Below are 23,360 nucleotides of genomic sequence, written 5' to 3'. Positions count from 1 at the left end.
CTTCCAGTCTTAATGTTGTACGTCTGCGCTCAAGTCGATCTTGTCGAACAGGCTCAACGGCGCAATTCGAGCCGCTAAAAAGTCTGCCAATCCGACACCTTGTCCGGATTTTGCTTTAGCATGGATATTCAAAGTTCCACCGCTTTCTAAAAAGTTTTGCACTGCTTCGCCAAATTTTTGTGAATTTTCCGCACCGAGGAAAATTGCAACAGCCAACCTGGTTTTGACAGCCGCCTCCTTGCGTTTGTCAGCAAATTTTTCGCCTGTATTCGCATCATAAAATTTTGCAAAACGATCAAGAAAATTATCAGCGTTTACGGTCAAGTCCATGCTCTTTGCATGTATGACAAGACCTGCCGCGGCAATAGTCATAACATTATCCGAGAAAAATGCCGGATCGACATTGACGAACGAGCCTTTAAGAGACCAACGTCCTATGTCGGGATAATCCATAGTCAACTCCTTAATATCAAGAGTTTCATTGTCGGCGTTCCATGAACCATCAAAAATAAAATCCTCTGATATTGTCTTATAGCCGAGCTGACTGAGCAATCCACTGTTTGTTGTTTTAGAAAAGCCTAACTCGGTTAAAATGGGGAATTTCTTATCCCAATCTGCCGCAGAGCCTTGCAACCCTTTCCAGTCTATTTTCAGTGATGTCGGAATGGCTCCCAAGCTGAAATTCGCTTTCACGTCCAGAGAATTGAATGTGACAGGCGAGTTGTCAGAGCCGTTTTCCGAAGGCGGAGGCAATAATGAAAAACCGGACAGGTGAATAGTGTCGAATTGCGGCATCAAAGGAAGGTTCTCACTTTGAAGAAAAGCTTTGAAAACACGGCTGATACTATCAAAATCGCCTTTGTCCAATTTGTCCAATTTGGTCAGCATGTCGTTAATATGAGGAAAACGCAGTTGCGAGATTGAAAAATCGTCAAGCGTTGCTGTCTCGTTGTCTCTGTCTATGGTTTTTATGCCTTTCAACGCGATGTCGAATTTGCCATTATTGTAAGTAAAAGAGCTGTCTTGAACATTTGCGCTGCTATCGGGGTGTTTTATAGCGAGTCCGGTCAAATGTATATCGGCAAAGCCGATAGACGGGATAACGGCAAGTTTCTCGGTGAGCAATCTTGCCTCATCAGATTTGCCGATGCTGCTATTGCTATCGGCATTGTCAAGCTGTTTGACCATTTCCGAAAGGGAAAATGGCAGTCGACGCACCGAAATTTTTGTTCCGGAAATTTTTTCGATCGTTGTATTGCCGGCGTTCTCGTTATCTATAACGTCGTCAATCGACAAAGTTTGAACTGACCAGTTGCCCGTTATGTCTTTAAACGGGTTTTCTGTTTCGCCAGCAGAAGACGGTTCGCTATAATAGCGAACAAGATAACCGATATTGAAATTGTCAATTTCAGCCTTGCCGGTTTTGGTCGATATAATACGATTGATCGTAGAAGCATCACTTTCACCGGCCAAACGGACTTCGCCCGAAAGACCATCGCTCGTCAATTTTTTGACAATTCCTTTGTCAATATCGTTGAACACAACATTATTATAAGTCATTGCCTCGCCACCGTTACCGGTTTTGCGTGTCACAATCATTGAAGGGGCGACAATTTTTTTTACCGCAATATTTGTAACGTCAAAAACGACATTTCCATTATTGGCGCCGGTCTTTTCATTAAGTGCGAAATTTTGCACACTCATCGCGGGAACCGAGATTTCGGTTTTGCCAAAATGATAAGACAGGTTTTCCAGTTTCAGATTTTTACTGGTTTTACCGGAAAAATTGACCTCACCATTGATTGTTTCGACGTTCAGGCTTTCTTCGGACGAGAGTTTCACCTTTGCATTATGGGCAGTGAAATGACGCCGCCAATTGACGTCAAGTGAACCGACACTGATACCATTGGCTTTAAGAAAATTTTCAACATGCTTTTGTGCCGAGCGTGCAAGATAAAAGACAAAGCCGCCACAAATAAGGGCAATAATAACAAGGCCTGTAATGATCTTTTTCCAAGGCGATTTTTTTATAGTCTTATCTGCGGTCTGTTCACTCATTGAATTCACCCTCGATTGACACAAAGTTTTGTTGCAATACGGCTTGTCCCATTTCTTTTAATGCCAAACAATCGCGACTTTTTTCTGGCAGAACAATCCTTAATATAAGCGAGTGCCGGAGTCTCGTTCTTTTTTAAAACCTTAGCCCGACAATTGCAGTTTAAGAAATGGATTTTGAATGGTTGAACCGGTTTCGGGCTTGAAGTTGCGGTTGCAGAGCCAGACTTTAATCCTCGAAGCTCTTTGACATATTGTCGAAGAAATAATTATTTTCCTGGCAGCAAAAAGGAAGCTTAATTACAAAATTTATTAATTGCTCTTTGGCTATAAACCATAAAGGAACCGTTCTTAGAAAGGCCTATTCAAACGAATATCTTGACATTTTCTGTTTAATGACCGGCTATTCTGTTCTGGTCTTTTCTTTCTAAGGAATAGTTATCGTTGACTGCTATAGAAAATGGACTGACCAAACTTCGAGAAGTCAATTTACCAAGCAATTCAAAAATAATCGGGGTTACCACAATAACCGGAATTTTTCCGGCAACAACGATGCCACTTGTTAAAAATGCCACTTGTTAAAAACCGGCCCAAACGCGATGGACTTCGTTGATACATTCGCTCCCGCCTTGGTCATAATTCATATGATTTATTCGGGAACACCGGATTAAAGCGATTATCAGGCAAGCGAAAAACAATGAAACATCAGGTTTTGCATGAATAAACGGCAAATGTTTTTGAAGCTCAGGCAATAACGCCTTCGGGTTTAATGTATTTTTTTACCGCTTTCTCCAAATTCTTTTCAAGGTGAACCGAAGGTGGCTTGATCCCGTGTGAAATAAGGTCTTTCAGAACCTGTTCGGAAGCTCCACAAATAACAAGGGTAATGGCCTGTTTTTTAGCTTTTTCAGCCAGACTTTCAATGGTATTTGCGCCTGTTGCATCGAGAAAAGGCACTTGGGCAAAATCGAGAATCATCGTGCGATAATTGTCGCCGATGCGATCAAGAACAGAACCGATGGATGCTGCCGCACCGAAAAAGAATGCACCGGAAATATGGTAGATAACCGTATGGCTATTTTTCGATATTTCGCCTTCGTAGTTGTCAACCGGTTGTTTTGTAACATCGGCCATGTCTTCGGCAACCAGCGGCCGGTCTGTTGTGACGCTTGCAGCTTTCGACATGCGATGGATAAATAATAATGCGCCCAAAGCAAAGCCGATGATGATGGCTTCAGTCACATTGCGGAATATTGTCAATGATAGCGAAACAAGAAGGACAACAGCATCGCCCGCAGATGCTTTGAGAAGAAGTAGAATGGCACGTTTGTCAATCATATTCCACGAAATAATGGCAAGAATTCCGGCAAGGCACGCCAATGGAATGAAGTTTGCAAGGGGAGCCAATATAACAAGGAATAAAAGCAGAAAGATCGAGTGACAAATACCGGCTACAGGGCTTCTTGCACCCGCGCGGATATTGGTGGCTGTGCGTGCGATAGCACCCGTCACACAAATGCCGGTAAAAAAGGCCGAAGCGATATTTCCGACACCTTGGGCCACCAGCTCGCAATTCGAGCGATGCCGTCGGCCGGTCATACCGTCGGCAACAACTGCCGATAAAAGGGATTCAATCGCACCGAGCAATGTAAATGTCATGGCATTCGGAAAAACAGCTTGAATCTTCTCGAAACTGAAATCCGGCAATCGCGGAGACGGGAGCGTCGAAGGCATTGTGCCGAATTTTGAACCGATAGTGACAACATCAAGATTGAAAAAGGCTGTGACAGCACCACCAATAATGATTGAAAGCACCATGCCCGGCCAATTCGGACACAGTTTTTTCAGGACAGAGATAAATATGATTGTTCCTGCACAAAAACTGATCGAAAGCAGGCTACAAGTTCCGATATGATTCCAGATAACCGGCAATTTTTCCAAAATCGGTCCCGGCTCTTTTTCGGTAAGCTCAAGTCCGAGCATATTGATAAGCTGGCTTGAAAAAATAATGACAGCAATACCGGCGGTAAATCCTACCGTGACAGGATAGGGAATAAATTTGATATAAGTACCAAGCCGGAGATAGCCGAGCACCATAAGCATCAATCCCGACATCAATGTTGCAAGCAACAGCCCGTCCATGCCGTGTTCGGCGACGGTCGTTGAAACAACGATAATAAAGGCACCGGCGGGACCACCGATCTGAAAACGGCTGCCGCCAAGAAGGGCAATGAAAAATCCCCCCACGATCGAGGTGTATAATCCCTGTACCGGTGATGCACCCGATGCAATGGCGATTGCGATTGAAAGAGGCAGGGCAACGATGGCAACAGTCAGACCGGCAATAATGTCAGCACGCAAATCAACAAAATGATAACCTTCGCGTAAGACTGTTACAAGCTTTGGCTGGAAAAGCTCGCTAAAAGATATTTTGTCGACAGCCGTTTTTGATCGCACCATGATTTAACACAAATGAACCCCGAAAAGTAATTCAGGACTAATAGCATGGATGGTCTGGTCTATCTACTTTATTCAAGCAGAATAAAGCCGCTCTCACATAAATTTTATAGCCTGTTGGAGTAGAAAATAATTATCTCTTCATTATCATCGCAGCAGCAATAATATCGAAGCAAGAATAATAGAACAGTGAGCTTTATGCCTATGGCAGAAGAGTACGATAAAAAAATTGGCGCGGAAAATGTCAGCCTTGCGCGATGGGTTGCAATTCTCGTAGCTGCTGCATTTTTTATGGAAAATCTTGATGCGACAGTTATTGCAACAGCTTTGCCGCAAATGGGGGAAACTTTTCGTACCGATCCGGTCAATATCAACACCGGCATGAGCGCTTACATGTTGACACTTGGCGTTTTTATTCCCGCAAGTGGTTGGCTGACAGACCGGTTCGGTTCGCGCGCTATGTTTTCATTAGCTGTTCTCATCTTTACGCTTGCGTCTTTATTATGCGGGCTATCTTCCAATTTGACTTTTTTTATCTGTGCCCGCATCCTGCAAGGCATAGGTGGTGCACTCATGGTTCCCGTCGGTCGCCTCGTCGTTTTGCGCGAAACCCCGAAGAACAAGCTTGTCGATGCTATTGCACTGCTCACCTGGCCAGGGCTTGTAGCGCCGATTTTGGGGCCGCCGCTCGGTGGTTTTATCGCCCAGCATTTCCACTGGAACCTTATTTTTTATCTGAATATTCCGTTAGGTTTTATTATTCTTCTTTTCAGTTTGAAAATTTTCCCTGATGAAAAAAGTAAAGCACCGCGATCGTTCGATCTTATGGGGTTCCTGCTTACAGGCATAGGACTGGTGACCTTGCTTTTTGCCGCAGAAAAAATCGGTGATAGCCATGGTCTCACACCGCTTGTTATCACTTGTTTTGCTATTGGTGTGACATTGCTTTTGTGGAGTATTTTCCATCTCAAGCATGTCAAGGCACCGCTGGTTTCGTTAAAAGCTCTTTCTTATCAAACATTTGCCGTGTCGATCTATGGCGGGACAGGTTTCAGGATGACAACCAATGCTGTCATCTTTATTCTGCCGTTGATGGCCCAATTGGCGATGGGATATACCCCGACCGGGGCGGGACTTCTGTTAATGCCGATCTTTATCGGTACTCTCGCAGTCAAACCATTTACAACGCCCCTTATGCGCTATTTCGGTTTCAAACATACACTTGTTGTCAATTGTCTGCTCAATGCGTTATTTCTTGCCCTTTGCGGAACCTTTTCCCGTGATATGCCGGTTTCACTTATAGTGGCCGTGCTTACGTTAAGTGGCGTGTTCCGGTCTATCCAGTTCACAGCTTTGAATGCAATTGCATTTGCCGATATTCCGGGCGAGGAAATGAACGGTGCCAACACACTGTTTTCAACAGTTTTTCAATTGGGTATCGGTCTTGGAATTGCATTGGGTGCAATATGTTTGCGAGCAGGCGTTGCAATAACCGGCGCCGAACTCGAGATGTCCCTTCAACCGTTCAAAATGGCACTTTATATCGTTGCTTTTATCAGTCTCTTGCCATTATGGGGATTGTTGCGGTTAAAACGCGACGCGGGGGATCTTGTCGCCGGACATGTGAAGAGCTAGATTTAAAAAAGCCATAAGCCGTCTTCCAGAACAGGCTGGCAAAATAGAACAACAAGAAGGTGGGCGGCATTTCATTATGACAACAGATCAGGTTATGGCTTTTTCCATTATTGGTCTCATGATGGCGGTCTTCATATGGGACCGGTTCCGCTATGATGTGGTGGCGGTGTTGACGTTGTTGCTTGCCTGCGCTGTCGGTATTGTAAGCCCTAAAGAAGCTTTCAGGGGGTTCAGTGATGATATTGTTATCATTGTTGGAAGTGCCCTGTTGGTAAGTGCCGGTGTTGCACGTTCCGGAATAATGGAACTTATTATCCAGCGTGTTTGGCCGGATGTGAAATCGGTGCGTCTGCAACTTTGTTTTCTCGTTATCGTGGTCACAATTTTATCTGCATTTGTGAAAAATATCGGCGCTTTGGCAATTATGCTGCCGATTGCTTTCCAATTTGCCCGCCGTTCCAATGTTTCGCCTTCGGTTTTCCTTATGCCTATGTCATTTGGTGCTTTGCTCGGAGGGCTGATGACACAGATAGGAACCTCGCCGAATGTGGTTGTTTCTGCCATGCGGGAACATCTTGTCGGCAAATCGTTTACGATGTTCGATTTTACACCGGTGGGTGCAACCGTTGCGGCTGTAGGCGTTCTCTATCTGGTATTTTTCTCATGGCTGGTGCCGGCGCGAGCGAGAAAAACTGTCTCGACAAACAGTAGTCTGGCCAATCGTGACTATATTTCGGAAGCACGTGTGGTGACCGGCTCGACAGTCATTGGAAAACAGATCTCCGATCTTGTCAAACCGGCGGGCGGCGATGCAATGGTTCTACAAATTATAAGAAACAAGAACCTTATTTCACCGCTTCCGGATTTTTTACTTGCTGAAGGAGACACGGTGGTTCTTGAAGGCACACATGGCGGGCTTGATTCGGTTATCAATACGGCAAAACTCGATATTGCCAAAGGTCGCGATGTCCAGACAGGTGACAAATTGCGCCAGATAGATGTGGTTGAAGCGGTCGTTACAGACAATTCGCCTCTCATTGGCATTAATGCCAAACGGCTCAATCTGTTTGATCGCTACGATGTCAATCTTCTGGCTCTGAGCAGGCCGCAGGAACGCGTAAGACAGCGCCTCGGTGATATTGTCTTCCGGCTTGGGGATGTCATTGTATTGCAAGGGCGGGACGATATTATTCCCGATCTTTTACAGGAACTGAAATGTCTTCCACTCGCCAAACGCAATATTATGTTCGGTAGTCTGCGTCATGGCTTGGTGCCACTTACCATTCTGTTTATCGCGATTGTAGCAACCGCCTTGCAGATTGTTCCTGTTGCTCTTGCTTTTTTTGCCGCAGCCGCTGCCATGATCGTTTTTCGTGTTATACCCGCGCGTGACGCCTATCAGGCTCTTGACGGACAAATATTGGTCATGCTGGCAGCCCTTATTCCGGTAAGCGAGACCTTGGAAAAAACCGGTTGCACAAAAATTATCGGCCATTGGTTAAGTATGTTTGCCTCCTCGCTCCCACCTTCGGGTGCTTTGGCAGTTATTCTCGTTGCGGCTATGCTGGTTACACCATTTCTCAACAATGCTGCGACCGTTATGGTGATGGCACCGATTGCAACAAGCTTTGCCGAATCGCTTCAATTCAAACCGGAAGCATTTTTAATGGCTGTTGCCATCGGTGCGGGGTGTGATTTTCTCACCCCCATCGGTCATCAATGCAATATGCTGGTTATGGGGCCGGGGGGATATTATTTCAGCGATTATCCGCGACTTGGCGCGCCATTGAGTATTCTGATTGCGGTGGTTTCTGTTCCTATGTTGATGTGGGTGTGGCCACTGACATGATGACAACCGGTTTCAGAATCAAACTCCGGCAGGCGTTCAACCAGGTTCAGGCAAGCTGGAAAGATGCTTTATGTGCAGGTCTTGCTGCCGGACTTGCATGGTTTGTTTCCTTTCATTTCCTCGATCACGAACATCCAATTTATGCTGCAATGACGGCTCTTATCTGCCTTGCACCGGGAATTCCGAGTCATGGGCGGCAGGCGATCTATGTATTGGCTGGTGTCTTGACCGGTGTCGCTGTCGGCGAACTGACATTGTTATTGCCGCCGATGCCGACCGAAGTTCGTATTGCCATTGTGGGTTTTGCAGGAATGACGATTGCTTCGGCTTATTCGATCGTTCCGGCCATTATTATCCAAGCCGGTATTTCGGCGGTCATGGTTTTTGCTCTGGGGGCGGATGTCGCCGGTTGGACGCGGGCAATCGATGTTGCGGTGGGTACGTCGATAGGTCTTGTCTTCAGCCAGATTCTGTTCACTCCCGATCCTTTGAAAACACTGCATTCGGCGGTGGAACGTTTTTTCAAGGAAGTCGCTCTCAATTATACTCTTGCAACCGACGCACTTGAGCGGAATGATGTTGCCGCAGCAATCAAGGCAATGAAGAGTTGTAGTCGTACCCATTCGGCGTTAATCGGATTGATAGGCGCAATTGACGTTACAAGATCCAATGCACGATGGACATTGCGCGGCCGATTTTCGTCGCGCGAGGTTGCTTCGCTCTCGGCACGTTATGACCAGTCGGGTATCAGACTTTACGCTTCGTCCTTGTTGTTTTGCGAAGCAATGGTCAACGCTATACGAAAAGGACGGGAGCCACCGCCCGATTGGCTGGTGGAAGCCTTGAAGCTTATTGTCAAGAATTGCCGTTTCATTGCGGGAGAAGCAAATTCGGGGCAACAATTTGTTTTTCCTGATCGCTCTGACAGAGCCGAAGCTTCGCTTACTTGGCGTGAATGTGTTATCGACATTGAAATGGTAGAAACAACGCTCGCCCGATTCTATAAAAGCCGGACACGCAAACACCGTCTTGCCGCTTACAGAAAAAAGCAGATTCTGGATGCAGTCAGAAAAGAGATTGAAGAACGCAAACGCGAAGAAACGCTTCTCTCTGCTGAAGAGGACGAAAAAAGCAATAAAACACCCCTATAATCGACTTATTCTGTCCTTTTTTTGTGATAAGGACTACCATCTTTGCCAAATTATGCTTAAAAGCCCTAAAACCCCTTTTTTTGACAGGAAAAAATAATGTCGGATGAAAGTTTTATTCGTGAGGTCAATGAAGAAATCCGTCAGGAAAAGGCCAAAGCCTTATGGGGGAATTATGGGCCTTATCTAATTCTGGCTGCTGTTCTTCTCGTGCTGGGAACGGGTGTCTATCAGATTTACGACCATTGGCAGACCTCGAAGGCCGGTCATATCGGCGATACATTTCTTGCAAGTTTCGATCTTGGCAATGAGCAAAGTTTTGACGAAGCCTTGCAAAAACTTGATGACGTCGAAAAATCGGGTTTCGGAGATTATCCCCTGTTGGCCGGATTGAGAAAAGCTTCGATCTACATGGAACAGGGTGATCCGGAAACAGCGGTAGCAGAATTTGACCGGATAGCCGACAATAAAAATGCACCGGAAATGATACAAAAAGTGGCAAAGATCCGCGCAGCTTATATTCTGGTGGATAGCGGCTCGTTCGAGGATGTCGAGAAACGCGTCAAAGATCTTGCCACCGATGTTGACCCTACTCGCATAATGGCGCGTGAGGCTTTGGGGCTTTCGGCCTATAAAGCTGGAAAAATGGATGAAGCACATTATTATTTCCAGAAAATCGTCGATGAGAGACTTGACGGAATCAAGGCAACAGAGCGTTCGCGTCTCATGCTTGAGCTTATGCAAGGTTCCGGTGCTATTGCCAAGGAATAAAAAATGGGCTTGACCATTGCAATTGTAGGCCGCCCGAATGTCGGCAAATCCACACTCTTCAATCGCCTTGTCGGACAAAGATTGGCTCTTGTGGATGATACGCCAGGCGTCACGAGAGATCGTCGCCGTCATGAAGCGCGTTTGATGGATTTGCGTTTCGATGTCATTGATACGGCTGGTCTGGAAGAAGCAAAAAGCGATAGTCTGGAAGGGCGTATGCGCGCCCAGACAAAAGCGGCAATCGATGAGGCCGATCTTATCCTTTTTGTACTTGACGCGAAAAGTGGCATGACATCAAGCGATCTGAATTTTGCTTCGCTTGTTCGCAAGTCGGGTAAGCCGATTGTGCTCGTTGCCAACAAATCGGAATCGAAACAGGCAACGGCAGGCTTTTATGAAGCATGGTCACTCGGCCTTGGCGAGCCTTGCCCGATTTCTGCCGAACATGGCTTGGGGTTGCAGGATTTGCGAGACGCTATTGTTGCTGCCGTTGGCAGGCAAAAAGCTTTCGACCGGACAGAAACGGGCAAGGAAAACCGGCAAAGCGACAACGAATTTGGCGAGAAAATTGACGATCCGGAGGCGGAAGAGCCGGCTTATGATCCGACAAAACCCTTGCGGATTGCAATTGTCGGTCGCCCCAATGCGGGCAAATCCACCCTTATCAATTCAATGCTTGGACAAGACAGGTTGCTGACAGGTCCGGAAGCGGGAATAACCCGTGATTCTATTTCTGTTGATTGGCAGTGGCGAGGGCGGCAAATCAAGCTTTTTGACACGGCAGGTTTACGTCGAAAATCGAAAGTCGAAGGAAAACTCGAAAAGCTCTCTGTTGCAGAAACTTTGCGTGCAATACGTTTTGCAGAAGTTGTCATTATTGTTCTTGATGCAACTATTCCGTTTGAAAAACAGGATTTGCAGATTGCCGATCTTGTTATACGGGAAGGGCGTGCACCCGTCATCGCTTTCAACAAATGGGATTTGATCGACAACCGGCAGGAAACACTTGCCCGATTACACGAAGAATGCGCCCGCCTTCTGCCGCAAGTCCGTGGATTGAGAGCAGTACCGGTTTCCGGTGAACGGGGCGAAGGGATTGATCGGCTTATGGAAAATGTCGAGATGATCCACCGTATCTGGAACCGGCGTGTGTCGACCGGCAAGCTTAACCGGTGGCTTGCGGAAATTACCGCCTATCATCCGGCTCCAGCCGTTTCAGGGCGGCGTTTGAAGGTCAAATACATCACCCAGATTAAAACCCGCCCACCGGTTTTTGTTATTTCCTGCTCGCGACCGGAAGCAATGCCGCAATCCTATTTGCGCTATCTTATAAACGGCTTGCGCGATTCGTTCGATATGCCCGGTGTTCCAATACGGTTGACCATGACAACCTCCGACAATCCATTTGCCGGACGGGCTAAAAAACGGTGAGTCGTTTTTAAAAAAAATTCCGTTTGTACTTTATTCAGAAAGCTTAACACTATCGCTTTGTTTTTTTATCAAAGCCGGTAAATGCGCAATTTTTGCGTTAACCATTATCGTAAATTAAGAAAAAATTAAGCAATAAAATCAACGAATAAAGGGGTTTTTGTTAACCATAAATAAAGGTTGATGAGGCAATCTCCCAATCACAGAAAACAAGTTTTTCTTTTTGTTTTGCGTAAGCGTATTTGCGTTGGAGTGATGTGGTGTTTGAAGTGTCTTTCATACCGTCTTTGCGCCGTCATGGTAACAAAGGAGAGCGGACTGAAATGCTTCGCGCCGCATCCTCTTATTATATGCCGGAGGGGCGCTTTTATGACGCGCCGGTTGTTTTAAAACAGAAAAAACGCAAGTCCCGTGTTTTGCCGGTTTTTTTTGGTGCAAGTCTCTCTGCACTCGCTGCTACATCGGTGCACAAAGCAGATCTTGTCAATCTCGCTTCGCCTTATAAAGCTTTAATGGCGAATGGTTCCGAAATTCAGGCAAATAGCGTGGCAGCGAATGATAAAGAGATCACTTCCAATATAACTTTATCAAAAAACGAGCAGAAAGAGCCTCTTTCAAAAACAGATAAAGTCTACACAGACTATGTCAAAGCTGTTGATGCAACTGAAACAAAAACAACCAAAGAAGAAAAGAACACAGGCAAAAAAGCTGCCACAAAATTTGATCTGTCAGCCTCAACCAGACTGGAATTGCCACATATCGGTATGCGGATACCTTATTCGGAACATCTCGAACAAACCGATACATTCGCGATTGCCCGGAACACGGAAAAATCGGGTGACAAGTCAGGGACTGCCGACAAGAATATGAAGAAAATCGCTGACAAGGCCGAAACAAAGATCGCACTTGTTATCCCGCAGAAAAAACCGGTTGCAAAACTGCCGGTACCAAAGATTCTAAAAAATCTCGTCACCAATGATAATCCCGATATTCTGGCGCTCGGTTATGCCCCTGCCAATGCAAAAGTGGATACAAGTGCATTTGACAGTGTCTTGACCGATCAACATTCGCCAATCGACCGGAACGGGCGCTTTATTCCGCCAATAGGGCGTAACGATCACGCATGGGCTGCAACGCCTTTACCGGCTGAAGCCTTTACAGCGAAAGAACAAAAGTGTCTGGCTGAAGCTGTTTATTTCGAATCGCGCGGAGAATCGATAAAAGGGCAAGCTGCTGTTGCCCAGGTTGTTTTGAACAGGGTCAGAAATCCGGCTTATCCCAAGACAATTTGCGGCGTTGTTTATCAGAATACAAACTGGATCAATCACTGCCAGTTTTCATTTGCTTGTGACGGGCGCAAGCACAAAGTAACCGAGATGGCCCAATGGACAGTGGCTCAACAGGTTGCCAGAGCGGTTTCGGCAGGGCAGATATGGTTTCCCGAAGTCGGTTCCGCCACCCATTATCATGCTGTTTATGTGCGCCCCCGCTGGGCAAGTACAATGATTAAGGTGGACAAGATAGGATTGCACATTTTTTATCGGACCCGCTATGGCGGATGGATCTGATATTACGACTATTCTAAAGCAGAAAATATAATTCAAAACAGCAGAGTAATGCACAGTTTGAAATTCTGTTGGCAGAAAAAACAAGTTAATAAATGTCTTTACTTCCTTTTTTGAAGAAAAATCCTTTTGAACTTGGGGCTTGCGCCTTGACGAATGCCTCTGGTCACAATATGTTGCGCGCAACTCTAGAGGTCAGACCTTTACTTTGCATTCGGGATTGAGGGGCCAGAGATGGCAAAAGATGCCAAACCTGTTAAGCCTGAGAAGGATACTCAAATGCCGGAGCAGGGGAACAGTCCTGAAACTTTGGATCTGGAAACACGCAGACGCAATCTGCAGGAAAAATTGGCTCGTTATCAAAGGGACAAAAAACCGGATCCATCGGAACAGGAATCTGGACCACCTAAAGGAATGGCACAGGCAATCCGGTTATCCAGCGAATTTTTGGCTGGTGTTGTGGTTGGTGTTATACTAGGGTTGGGATTTGATCAATTGGCAGGAACTTCGCCTTGGGGATTGATTATTTTTCTTTTCCTTGGATTTTCTGCCGGAGTGTTGAATATATTACGGTCGGTGGGGGCTGTGGCTCCCAGTCAAATTGGCAAAAACGGCGCATCGCGCCAAGATGATGGGCCCAATAAGCCCAAGTAAAAGAGGTTAAGGTGTCAGCGAGCGGTCCAGATCCTATTCATCAGTTCCAGATGTCTAAGCTGATTAATATTTCCGTCGGAAATATGGATTTATCATTCACGAATGTTTCGCTCTTCATGGCAATAACGGTAGTTTTTTCTTCGATGTTTCTATTTGCATCGTCGTCGAGTCGGGGAATAATCCCGACCAGGATGCAATCAATCTCGGAAATTACCTACGAGTTTGTCGCCAATATGTTGCGCGGTTCGGCAGGGGCACAAGGTATGCGGTTTTTTCCGCTGGTGTTTTCAATATTTGTATTTGTGCTCGTAGCGAACTTTTTAGGATTATTCCCTTATTTTTATACGGTTACCTCCCAGATCGCCATAACTTTCGCCCTCGCCATGCTGGTTATTTTTACAGTGGTTATTTATGGCTTTATCAAAAACGGGTTCGGTTTTCTAAGGCTTTTTGTTCCTTCGGGCGTACCGGTTGTCATTCTGCCGCTGGTGACAATCATCGAAGTTATTTCCTTTCTTTCACGTCCGATCAGCCTGTCGGTTCGTCTTTTTGCCAACATGTTGGCAGGGCACATTACACTAAAAGTATTTGCGGGCTTTGTTGTCTCTATGATAGGCCTTGGTGCAGCAGGCATTGGTGGTTCTGTTTTGCCTCTCATTATGACAGTGGCGGTTACGGCTCTTGAAGTTCTTGTGGCATTCCTGCAAGCTTATGTCTTTACTATTCTAACCTGTATGTACCTTGCTGATGCGGTGCATCCCGGACATTGATGAAACTGGTGGGGTTCCACCGCTTTTAAATGCGATTTTGCTTCAAAGGAGAATGATATGGAATTAGCACTCGCAGCAAAATATATAGGCGCTGGTCTTGCCTGCTTTGGTATGGCAGGTACAGCTCTTGGCCTTGGTAATATCTTTGGCAGTTATCTTTCGGGTGCGCTTCGCAATCCGTCCGCTGCTGATGGTCAGTTTGCACGGTTGGTTTTCGGCTTTGCTGTTACAGAAGCTTTGGGCATTTTCTCATTGCTCGTTGCCATTCTGCTTCTGTTTGCTGTTTAATAAATTGATTGCCTTTGGCTATTGCATTTGGCGGGGCAGGCGTGAAAGCCTGCCACTCGCTTTCGATGCTAAAGCCAATGAAATAGAAAACCTTGAGCTGCCAAAAGGCTGTTACAAATTGTATTAAAGCATTGGAGCTTGTGAGAGGGTAAAACGGGATGTTTCTATCAAGCGCATTTGCGCAAACTGTCGAAACGCCAGTAAAACATGCGGGCGAAGCTGCACAACATGCAAAGGGTGTTTTTCCGCCTTTTGATTTTTCATATTATGAGTCACACATATTTTGGCTTATTATCTGTTTCGGCCTGTTTTATATAATCATATCCAGAATTATTGTGCCGCGCATTGGAGGTACAATTGAAATCCGTCGTGACAGGATTGCATCCGACCATGACAAAGCCGAACGCATGAATATGGAACGTGAAAGTGCTATCGCTTCCTATGAACGCGAGCTTTCTGAAGCCCGTTCACGCGCCATCGCCATCGCCCAGAGCTCTGCTGATGAAATTCGCGGCAAGATAGACGAAGAACGTAAAAAGTCGGAAGCCGAACTGGATAAGAAACTTGCGGAATCCGAAGAGCGAATTAAAAAAATTCGCGACGGTGCTATGGGGAATGTGAACAAGATTGCCGAAACGACAGCAGCCGAAATTGTGGAACAACTGATCGGTACTAAAGTCAGTGCATCGCAAGCAACTGCAGCCGTCAAGTCTGTAAGCGGTGTGGAGTAAAAGCCATGATGACAGATACCTTCTGGGCGCTGATAGGATTGCTTCTTTTTATAGCTATCCTTGTTTACTATAAAGTGCCTGCACTTCTTAACCGTTTTCTTGATAAACGGGCAGAACTTATTCGCAGTGAACTTGATGAAGCCCGCCGCACACGTGAAGAAGCTCAGGAACTTTTGGCGGTTTATCAGGCCAAGCGCGAGCAGGCTGAAAAGGAAGCAAAAGAAATTATTGCCGCAGCAAAACGCGAAGCAGAATTGCTTGCCAAGGACGCACACCAGAAAATGGCCGATTATGTTGCCCGTCGTAATAAGATGGCCGAACAAAAAATTGCACATGCTGAATCGGAAGCTGTCGATGCGGTGAGGTCTTCGGTTGTTGATATTGCGGTCGCTGCCGCAAAAGAAATGCTTGTTAAAGAAATTGATGAGAAGAAATCTGCCAGTCTCATTAAAGAGTCACTGGCCGATGTTAAAGCGCATCTGAATTAGACTATTTCAATCAGGCCAGTTTCCTTTAGCTGAAATCGAACCACGCTTTATGCGTGGTTTTTCTGTGCCTTCCGATAACAAGGTTTTCAGAATTGGAAAAATAGTTCCAATATTATTTCTTTAAAGACACCAAGTTTTTCGGAAAGCGCATCTGCCGCCACAATTGATTTTTTATTTAAAGCCTTTCACGGTGTGAAAAAAATTTCGGTTAGCTGAGTCGAGCCCAAAAAAATCTGGTGAACTGAGGAAATCTCCCAAGAAACCGGTTAGCGACGTAAATCTTTCAAAAAGCAGTTAGCAGCGTAAATCTTGAAGTGACTTTCTTTAAAATTTTTCAGTAAAGATTTGTATTGTGGTGGCTAGTCATAGAGCGGTTCGAGGATTTACGGTAAAACGGCTTCTTCTTCGTATGGGCGATAGTAATTCGCTTAACCTCCAGTGGGCCGGAGCATCAGGTCGGTATATTTTTAAGCAGGATGGACAGCGTTGTCTTTTTAAGAGCCTGCCATGGTCGATACCGTCTGCGAAAGACGTTGTCTTTGCATATTGTAAATTTCCGGTTTTTACAAAAAGATGACGTTAGAATGGGCGCGAGCTCGGTAGAAGGGGGACTGAAAGACCCGAAGTGCTATGACCGGCAAAAAGGGCAAAAGCTTTCAATTGTAAAAAACTTCGGAAACGCAATAGCAGGGCAAGATGAGAAAAAGTCTTTGAAGCATAAAACCTGTGAAAAATTCGTCTCGATATGGAGGCTACGTCAATTTCAAGAGATAGCGGCGTTTGAATATTCTACAGCAACAGCGGCACGTAAAGCGATAGGCGTATGAGGGCATGATAATTCCGTCGGCGAAATGATAAGGATTATTGGTTTAGCTGCATAATTTATTCCGGAGGTTCTTGGCGAGGTTTCTGGGGGAGCAAAATTTCTGGAACGACAGAGGTTTGAATGAAACACATTTTCTCTTTTGATATGAGAGCCTATGTCGAAATGAATGTGTTTATCCGATATAGCTATTGCTACTGGCGGCAGCATCGACCTTCCGGCTTTGTCGTAATCCATTGATCGGCAAAGGCCTATATATTTTTGGTTCAGTATTTTGTGCCGATATATTTCCTATTGATCACCTCGTTTTGCACAAGTGGGATCGAACATTGATATGATCGGAAATATTGATCGGCATTTTTGTTCAAGCTTTGAAAAAACTTAGAAAATAGGTGCATTAGGCGATCTAATTCAGAAATATGAGAACAGAAATAAAATAATTTATTTAAAAAATAAATTCAAACGGGTTTAGATTTTTTAATATAATTAATCTTATATAGAATAAAAATAAAACTGTTGAAATAAGAACTAAAATGTGTAATTATAATTAATAAATATATTATTATTATATAATATAATTATATATATAAAATATAATTCATTATCATGGGATAGGATGTTCCTTATGGCAAAGAATGAAAAAACTTCAGCAGAAGTGGCGAAAAAAGCGGCAAAAATATTGAGAGATCCTAAATCAACCAAAGCGCAAAAATCAGTCGCTGCATCTGCCTTGGCTCAAGCTCCCGATAAAAGCAAAGCAAAAACACCGGCTAAAAAAAAGACAAAATCCGATCAAAAAAATCTTAAAAATACAAAAACAAGCTCGCCGGATAAGCCCTGTATAACCGGTCTTTGTCAAGTCTCCAGTTCAAGGAGCTTTTTATTGATTAACGCTGGCGATGAAGCGTGAAGTTTACTTCAGACGGTAAGGAGTGAAGTTTGATGCGGGCAATGAAGCGTGAAGTTTGGTGCCAGCGAAAAAGCACAAAGTTTCATGCAGACGATAACGCGCAACGTTTATTACCAGCGATGAAGTGTGAAGTTAAATGCGGCAGATAGGGGTGACGGTTAATGTCGCCAATCAAGCTCAAAGTTTAATGCGGGCGATCAAGAGCAAAGTTTAATACTATTCAGCTTTCAGTTTTATGCCGCCGATAGAACGTGAAGTCTAGCGTCACCGATATAGTATGAAGCTTAATGCCGCCGATATAGTGTGAAGGTTTACGTCGACAATAATAGAAAAACCGGAATCGGGAATGGCAATTTGGTTTGTGCTATAAAGCCGGAGCGAGGAGCTGGCAAATGCTTGAAATTCGGTTTTTCGGCGTCAAACAAGTTGTAGGAGAAACTTTTTTCGGCGCTTGGCTTCCGGTTACGAAATCTCTTTCAACTGTCTATAAAAGCTTCTGTTTGAAGAATTTTAAACCGCAGCTCTTCGGGAAATCAAGTGGCAAGGGGAAAATGCCGGAGGGGGGAAACAGGGCAAAGAACTCTAGTTGGCATGTTTTTACCATTTTCAAGTCGGGGGTAAGAATTTCCGCCATTATGGTTGATAGTTTGTAGAACTCGACCCGTCCGGATCGTTATATTGCGACTTTTTCTTAATGTTTACGGCAATTTGCAGGGTGGAGGCGAGCAATTAAATATTTTTCTTTGCCTCATGGACAAATTGTAGAAACCAAAGCTAAAATATCCTCCGCTTAAAGCTTATATATAGTAAAATACGTTTTAAGAGCGGGGAGCTTTTATGACGTTGGTTGTCAAATTGGAGCGTTTAGAAGGATATAAAATGTTTAAAGCTGGCAATATTGTTCGGTTGAAATCCGGCGGTCCTAAAATGACTGTCGATAAAGTCAATAATAGCAAAATTTCTTGCGTATGGTTCAAGGATGAGCATTTGAAGACGGCGATTTTCCGCAAAGATACGCTTGAACTCATGGACGAGGGAGAAAAGCACAAATCTTCAAAGAATAAAGGCAAGATCAAAATTGAAGAAAATGGCAGAGCTATGGCCACGTTCAAGGCGGCAAAAAAAGCCGAGAAAAAGTCTGTCTAGATTTGTCCCGATAAAAGCATCCGGTTTGTTTAAAAAACCGCTTTGAATTTTTGAAAAACCGCTTTGAAACCTGTTTTGATTGAAACAATCGGAACGTTTTAAAGCGGTATTTTATGCCAATATTTTTTTGTCGTTTTCATCATTTTACCAAGCGCAATTCAAATCCCTTTAGTTGTGGGTTCTATTACTTTTGGCGGGACTAGCGCACTACCAATTACCAATGTTCCACTCTCGAAGAGTGATCCTATCTCAATATGAAATCGACCGGTTCAACAGGTTTTGGAAGCGGCAGGTGAATGGCTGCGCAAACATCACGCTCGATTGTTGTAGCCATTGAATACATAGGCAAAACATTATCAATGTTACTGAAAGGCTGTTCCAATTCATCGCTTAGCGCATCAAGACCGAATAGAGTGTAGGCGACAAGAAGGCTGGCAACAGGTGTCCACCATCCGAGTATATCGGTGAAGCCGAATGGAATGAGGAAACAGTAGATATAAGCGGTGCGGTGTAAGAGAAGTGTATAGGCAAATGGTACACGCGTATTGTTCAATCTCTCACAGGATGTCTGGTTCTCGTTAAGTTCGGTCAGACTTTTATCGAACATTTGGAATTGAATGTCGCTCAAAGCTTTTTGTTGGTGCAAAACCGCCAGACATTCGGAAATGTGGTTGAGGATAAAAGAAGGCCTATTGTGACTTGCCTGATAGGCTTTAAGAAATTCCTCCGGATAGTCGGCTATCAAAGAGGGAAGCGAAGAGGTTCCCTTCAAATGGTCTACAAGGCTATGGGAAAACGCCGAAGTCAGTTCCAATATGGTTTTGCGGTCGGCTTCACGGTCGCACAATATCGTCGATTGACGAATCATATCGCGCGAACCTGAAATAATTTTTCCCCAAACCTTCCGTCCTTCCCACCAGCGGTCATAACAGGCATTGTTGCGAAACCCCAAAAAGGTCGACAGCGCAATGCCAAGCATCATGAACGCCGTCCCGTTATTATAGGTGGGGATGACACGGGGATAAAAATGGTGGGCTAATACCAAAGCAGTTGAAAGAACGAGAATTGCGATAAGTTGTGGTGCAATGGCAGGAAGAATAGAGCCATGCAAAACGAAAAAAAGCCGCAAAAAACCCGGCCGCTTACGGATAATCATTTTATTCTCCATTGCCGGTGAGCAAAAACATAATCACCGGCAACAACATTATTTTTAAATTTTTTTACGGCAGTTTGAAGGCATTTGGTGACGACATTGCCTGATTATTGAAGAATATCAATTTGCGTTTTCGTCATTCTCACTTGCCTTCGATAGTTGCGTCGCAAGCTTGGGGTCAAGCGGCTAGTTTGGAAAAATCCGCTACCAAGCCGGATAGTTTGGTAATGCGTTGTAAGAGCGACAATCTGTTTGCCCTGACTGCATTATTATCATCATTGACGAGTACTTTTTCAAAGAATGCGTCAACCGGTTCGCGCAATCCCGCAAGCACGAGCAAAGCTCCCGAAAAATCATTGGAAGCAATGTGCGATTGAACCTTGCTTTCGGCATCGGTAATCGCGTTGAAGAGCCGTTTTTCTTCCTCTTCTATGAAAAGTTCCGGATCAGTATTTTCTGCAATCGACGTCTTTTTCTTGATTTCGGCTTCAAGAATATTGAAGGCGCGCTTGAAACCGGCAATCAGATTATTCCCGTCATCTGTATTGATAAACGAAATCAACGCTTCAACGCGGCGCGCAACCTGCAAGAGGTCATCGGCATCGCTTTGCATGATCGCATCAATCGCATCATGACGTGCTCCCTCGTCTTTGAGGTAAACCTTCAGACGGTCATGGAAGAAAGATAGAAGATCGGCGAGTACCGGTTCGGTTTTCGCAGCTATTTCCTTTTCAAGCTTTTTTTCTTCCATGGAAAGAGCATTGTCTATGTCTTCTGCCGCGTCTGTTTCTTTTGCGTTTTCCCGACGCAAGCCATCTTCATAGAGGCTCAGTGCACGCTCTATTGTGTGACGCGAAATAAGACTGATAGCCTGCTTGAAAATCGGCATGAGGTGGATTGTCCAGTCGCGGGAAAGAAGCAGGCGGATAACACCGAGACATGCGCGCCGCAGCGCAAAAGGATCTTTCGACCCTGTCGGTTTTTCATCAATAAGCCAGAAACCGACCAGCGTATCAATCTTGTCGGCAAGAGCAACAGCAATAGAAACCGGTGCACGTGGAACGCGATCTGTCGGACCTTGTGGTTTGTAATGTTCTTCAATTGCTGCGGCCACACTTGGATCTTCGCCCTGAAGCAGTGCATATTTATGCCCCATGACACCCTGAAGTTCGGGAAATTCACCAACGGCTTCGGTTTGCAAATCCGCTTTTGCAAGGAGTGCGGCGCGTTTGGTGAGTTCAACATCGGCCCCGACCAGTGGAGCAATCAGTGATGAAAGAGCGGCAATGCGTTCAACGCGTGCTCCCTGAGTGCCAAGTTTTGCATGAAAAGTGACGTTCAGGTGGTCAAGGCGAGCCATACGTTGGTCAAGTGGCTTCTTCAAATCGAGGCCGAGTTTTTCGGCCGATAGTGTAAGTTCGGAAAGATCCGGCAGATTGTGCTGGTCGGTATGCCAGAAATACAAGGCATCTGACAAACGCGCGCGCACAACTTTGGCATTTCCAAGGGCTATTTCCTTGCCACCATCAGGTGCTACGATATTCGATACCAGAATGAAGTGATTGGATAATTTTTGCTCTTCACCCTGTTTACGGATGACAAAGCATTTTTGATTGATGCGGATGGTGAGCCTGATAATTTCGGCAGGAATTTGCAAAAAGCTTTCCTCGAACTCGCCCATAAGCACGACCGGCCATTCGACAAGATTCGACACTTCTTCGGCAAGACCATCATCTTCAACCAGATCAAGACCTTTGGCAAAGCACAGATTGCGCGCATCCGCAAGGATGATTTCCTTCCGGCGATCACCATCAAGAATGACTTTTTCGTTTTCGAGCTTCGTCACATAATCTTCAAAGCGGCGAACCTCGATCGGTTTGCCATCGCTCATGAAACGGTGACCATAGGTGATATTATTGCTTTCAAGTCCTGCAACCTCGAATGGAACCACCTCGGTCGCGTCATTTTCAGGACCAAAGACACACAGAATGTTTTTTAAAGGACGGACCCAGCGCAGCGCATTCTGTTTTGTGGATTGCTTTCCCCAGCGCATGGATTTCGGCCACGGGAAATTGCGAATGATGTCAGGCATAATATCCGCAATAATTTCTTCGGCAGTACGACCTTTTTTGACGATCCGCGCAATATAGAAATCACCCTTTTTGGGGTCGGTTCCGATTTCGGCTTCGCTAATATCGGAAAGACCGGCAGACCGCAAAAAGCCGTTAATAGCTTGTTCGGGAGCCTTGGTGCTTGGACCTTTACGTTCTTCATGAACGTCTTTCGAGCGGGCAGTCACGCCCCTTATATCGAGAGTAAGACGACGCGGGGTCCAATATTCTCTGGCAGCTTCATAAACCAGACCATTGTCGACAAGACCGTTGGTGACAAGTTTTTTCAAATCGCCCGCAGCTTTGCGTTGCATACGAGCCGGAATTTCTTCACTAAAAAGTTCCAGAAGAAGGTCGGGCATCAGGCTTCCCCTTTATAATTTGCGCCACCGGCATCGGTTAACAGAAATGCTTCACCACAACGGCGTGCGAGATCACGCACGCGCAGAATATAGCTTTGTCTTTCTGTAACGGAGATGACACCGCGCGCCTGCAAAAGATTGAAGACGTGACTGGCTTTGATACATTGGTCATAAGCCGGCATAACACAAAGGTGAAGGCCGCCTTTTTCCTGCGGTTTTCCTGCTTCCAGAATAGCCGCACATTCGCGTTCTGCATCAATAAAATGGCGGTGCAACAGTTCGGTATTGGCAAATTCAAAATTGAACCGCGAATATTCCTGCTCGGCTTGAAGAAATATATCTCCATAGCTTATTTTATCTTTGCCTTCGCGTCCGTTGAAATTGAGGTCGTAAACATTGTCAACGCCTTGAATATACATGGCAAGCCGTTCAAGACCATAGGTGAGTTCTCCCGATACCGGCGAGCATTCGATGCCGCAAATTTGCTGAAAGTAAGTAAACTGCGATACTTCCATACCGTCACACCAGCATTCCCAGCCAAGCCCCCATGCTCCCAATGTCGGGCTTTCCCAGTCGTCCTCGACAAAGCGCACATCATGAATATCGGTATCAAGCCCGATAGCGCGCAATGACCCCAGATAAAGATCCTGCAAATCATCCGGCGACGGTTTGAGCAGAACCTGAAACTGATAGTAATGTTGCAAACGGTTCGGGTTTTCACCATAGCGACCGTCGGTCGGACGGCGCGAAGGTTGCACATAGGCGGCTTTCCACGGACGCGGTCCCAATGAACGCAACGTTGTTGCAGGATGGAATGTACCAGCTCCCACTTCCATGTCATAAGGTTGCAAAACGGCGCAACCATATTGCGCCCAATAGTTTTGCAACGTCAGAATGAGACCCTGGAAAGAGCGTTTCGGATCAAGATATTCGGGCAGGCTCACAATATTACCCTTTTAAGATTGATAAAAGAACAACCGGAAAGAGAAGGTCCGGCAAAAAATGTCTATTCTTTC

The 23,360-nt window shown here is 45.4% G+C and carries 18 protein-coding genes and 1 pseudogene; 14 read left to right on the top strand and 5 right to left on the bottom strand.

What is annotated here, in order from left to right:
- Positions 1-9: 9 nt before the first annotated feature.
- Positions 10-2,058 (bottom strand): hypothetical protein, encoded by a 2,049-nt coding sequence (locus tag H3S94_RS00765; protein ID WP_198240015.1) that lies wholly within the window; start codon positions 2,056-2,058, stop codon positions 10-12.
- Positions 2,059-2,799: 741 nt separating this feature from the next.
- Positions 2,800-4,515 carry a SulP family inorganic anion transporter gene (locus H3S94_RS00760; protein ID WP_198240014.1) on the bottom strand — a complete coding sequence of 572 codons (1,716 nt, stop codon included), beginning with the start codon at positions 4,513-4,515 and terminating at the stop codon, positions 2,800-2,802.
- 201 nt (positions 4,516-4,716) lie between these two features.
- Between H3S94_RS00760 and H3S94_RS00755 the strand changes: the two genes are divergently transcribed.
- From H3S94_RS00755 to H3S94_RS00690, 14 genes and pseudogenes are all read left to right on the top strand, one after another.
- Complete coding sequence (locus tag H3S94_RS00755; RefSeq protein ID WP_198240013.1) at positions 4,717-6,147, top strand: DHA2 family efflux MFS transporter permease subunit; 1,431 nt, start codon at positions 4,717-4,719, stop codon at positions 6,145-6,147.
- 76 nt (positions 6,148-6,223) lie between these two features.
- Positions 6,224-7,996, top strand: a complete 1,773-nt coding sequence (locus tag H3S94_RS00750; RefSeq protein WP_198240012.1) for an SLC13 family permease — start codon at positions 6,224-6,226, stop codon at positions 7,994-7,996.
- Positions 7,993-9,147, top strand: coding sequence for an aromatic acid exporter family protein (locus tag H3S94_RS00745; protein ID WP_077991338.1), 1,155 nt, complete (start codon positions 7,993-7,995; stop codon positions 9,145-9,147). The genes H3S94_RS00750 and H3S94_RS00745 overlap by 4 nt, the downstream gene beginning before the upstream one ends.
- A gap of 96 nt (positions 9,148-9,243) precedes the next feature.
- The gene (locus tag H3S94_RS00740) at positions 9,244-9,915 is read left to right on the top strand and encodes a tetratricopeptide repeat protein (protein ID WP_198230751.1); all 672 of its coding nucleotides are present in this window, start codon (positions 9,244-9,246) and stop codon (positions 9,913-9,915) included.
- Positions 9,916-9,918: 3 nt separating this feature from the next.
- Positions 9,919-11,346, top strand: a complete 1,428-nt coding sequence (gene der / locus H3S94_RS00735) for a ribosome biogenesis GTPase Der (RefSeq protein WP_198230752.1) — start codon at positions 9,919-9,921, stop codon at positions 11,344-11,346.
- Positions 11,347-12,263: 917 nt separating this feature from the next.
- A pseudogene (locus H3S94_RS11855) lies at positions 12,264-12,911 on the top strand (cell wall hydrolase); the annotation flags it as partial.
- A gap of 231 nt (positions 12,912-13,142) precedes the next feature.
- On the top strand, positions 13,143-13,562 hold the full coding sequence (locus tag H3S94_RS00725; RefSeq protein WP_198240011.1) for an AtpZ/AtpI family protein: 420 nt from the start codon (positions 13,143-13,145) through the stop codon (positions 13,560-13,562).
- 11 nt (positions 13,563-13,573) lie between these two features.
- Positions 13,574-14,332, top strand: coding sequence for a F0F1 ATP synthase subunit A (locus H3S94_RS00720; RefSeq protein WP_198240010.1), 759 nt, complete (start codon positions 13,574-13,576; stop codon positions 14,330-14,332).
- 57 nt (positions 14,333-14,389) lie between these two features.
- Entirely contained in the window at positions 14,390-14,620 is a 231-nt protein-coding gene (locus H3S94_RS00715) for a F0F1 ATP synthase subunit C (RefSeq protein WP_075870187.1), read from the top strand.
- A 158-nt stretch (positions 14,621-14,778) separates the two neighbouring features.
- Positions 14,779-15,351: a F0F1 ATP synthase subunit B gene (locus H3S94_RS00710; RefSeq protein WP_198240009.1), complete on the top strand. Its 573-nt coding sequence runs from the start codon at positions 14,779-14,781 to the stop codon at positions 15,349-15,351.
- Between the two features lie 8 nt (positions 15,352-15,359).
- On the top strand, positions 15,360-15,839 hold the full coding sequence (locus H3S94_RS00705; RefSeq protein WP_077994464.1) for a F0F1 ATP synthase subunit B: 480 nt from the start codon (positions 15,360-15,362) through the stop codon (positions 15,837-15,839).
- Between the two features lie 476 nt (positions 15,840-16,315).
- Positions 16,316-16,666, top strand: a complete 351-nt coding sequence (locus H3S94_RS00700; RefSeq protein WP_198240008.1) for a hypothetical protein — start codon at positions 16,316-16,318, stop codon at positions 16,664-16,666.
- A gap of 621 nt (positions 16,667-17,287) precedes the next feature.
- Complete coding sequence (locus H3S94_RS00695; RefSeq protein ID WP_198240007.1) at positions 17,288-17,572, top strand: hypothetical protein; 285 nt, start codon at positions 17,288-17,290, stop codon at positions 17,570-17,572.
- Positions 17,573-18,451: 879 nt separating this feature from the next.
- Complete coding sequence (locus H3S94_RS00690; protein WP_198230753.1) at positions 18,452-18,718, top strand: YodC family protein; 267 nt, start codon at positions 18,452-18,454, stop codon at positions 18,716-18,718.
- Between the two features lie 244 nt (positions 18,719-18,962).
- On the opposite strand, the gene H3S94_RS00685 is transcribed toward H3S94_RS00690, so the two are convergent.
- From H3S94_RS00685 to H3S94_RS00675, 3 genes are all read right to left on the bottom strand, one after another.
- The gene (locus H3S94_RS00685) at positions 18,963-19,874 is read right to left on the bottom strand and encodes a bestrophin family protein (protein ID WP_077991359.1); all 912 of its coding nucleotides are present in this window, start codon (positions 19,872-19,874) and stop codon (positions 18,963-18,965) included.
- Between the two features lie 175 nt (positions 19,875-20,049).
- On the bottom strand, positions 20,050-22,344 hold the full coding sequence (gene glyS / locus H3S94_RS00680) for a glycine--tRNA ligase subunit beta (protein WP_198240006.1): 2,295 nt from the start codon (positions 22,342-22,344) through the stop codon (positions 20,050-20,052).
- Complete coding sequence (locus H3S94_RS00675; protein ID WP_198230756.1) at positions 22,344-23,288, bottom strand: glycine--tRNA ligase subunit alpha; 945 nt, start codon at positions 23,286-23,288, stop codon at positions 22,344-22,346. The genes glyS and H3S94_RS00675 overlap by 1 nt, the downstream gene beginning before the upstream one ends.
- Positions 23,289-23,360 lie beyond the last annotated feature (72 nt).

This window comes from Bartonella sp. B10834G3 (assembly GCF_016102505.1).
GTDB classification, from domain to species: domain Bacteria; phylum Pseudomonadota; class Alphaproteobacteria; order Rhizobiales; family Rhizobiaceae; genus Bartonella; species Bartonella choladocola.
This window is presented reverse-complemented; position numbering and strand designations above follow the sequence as displayed.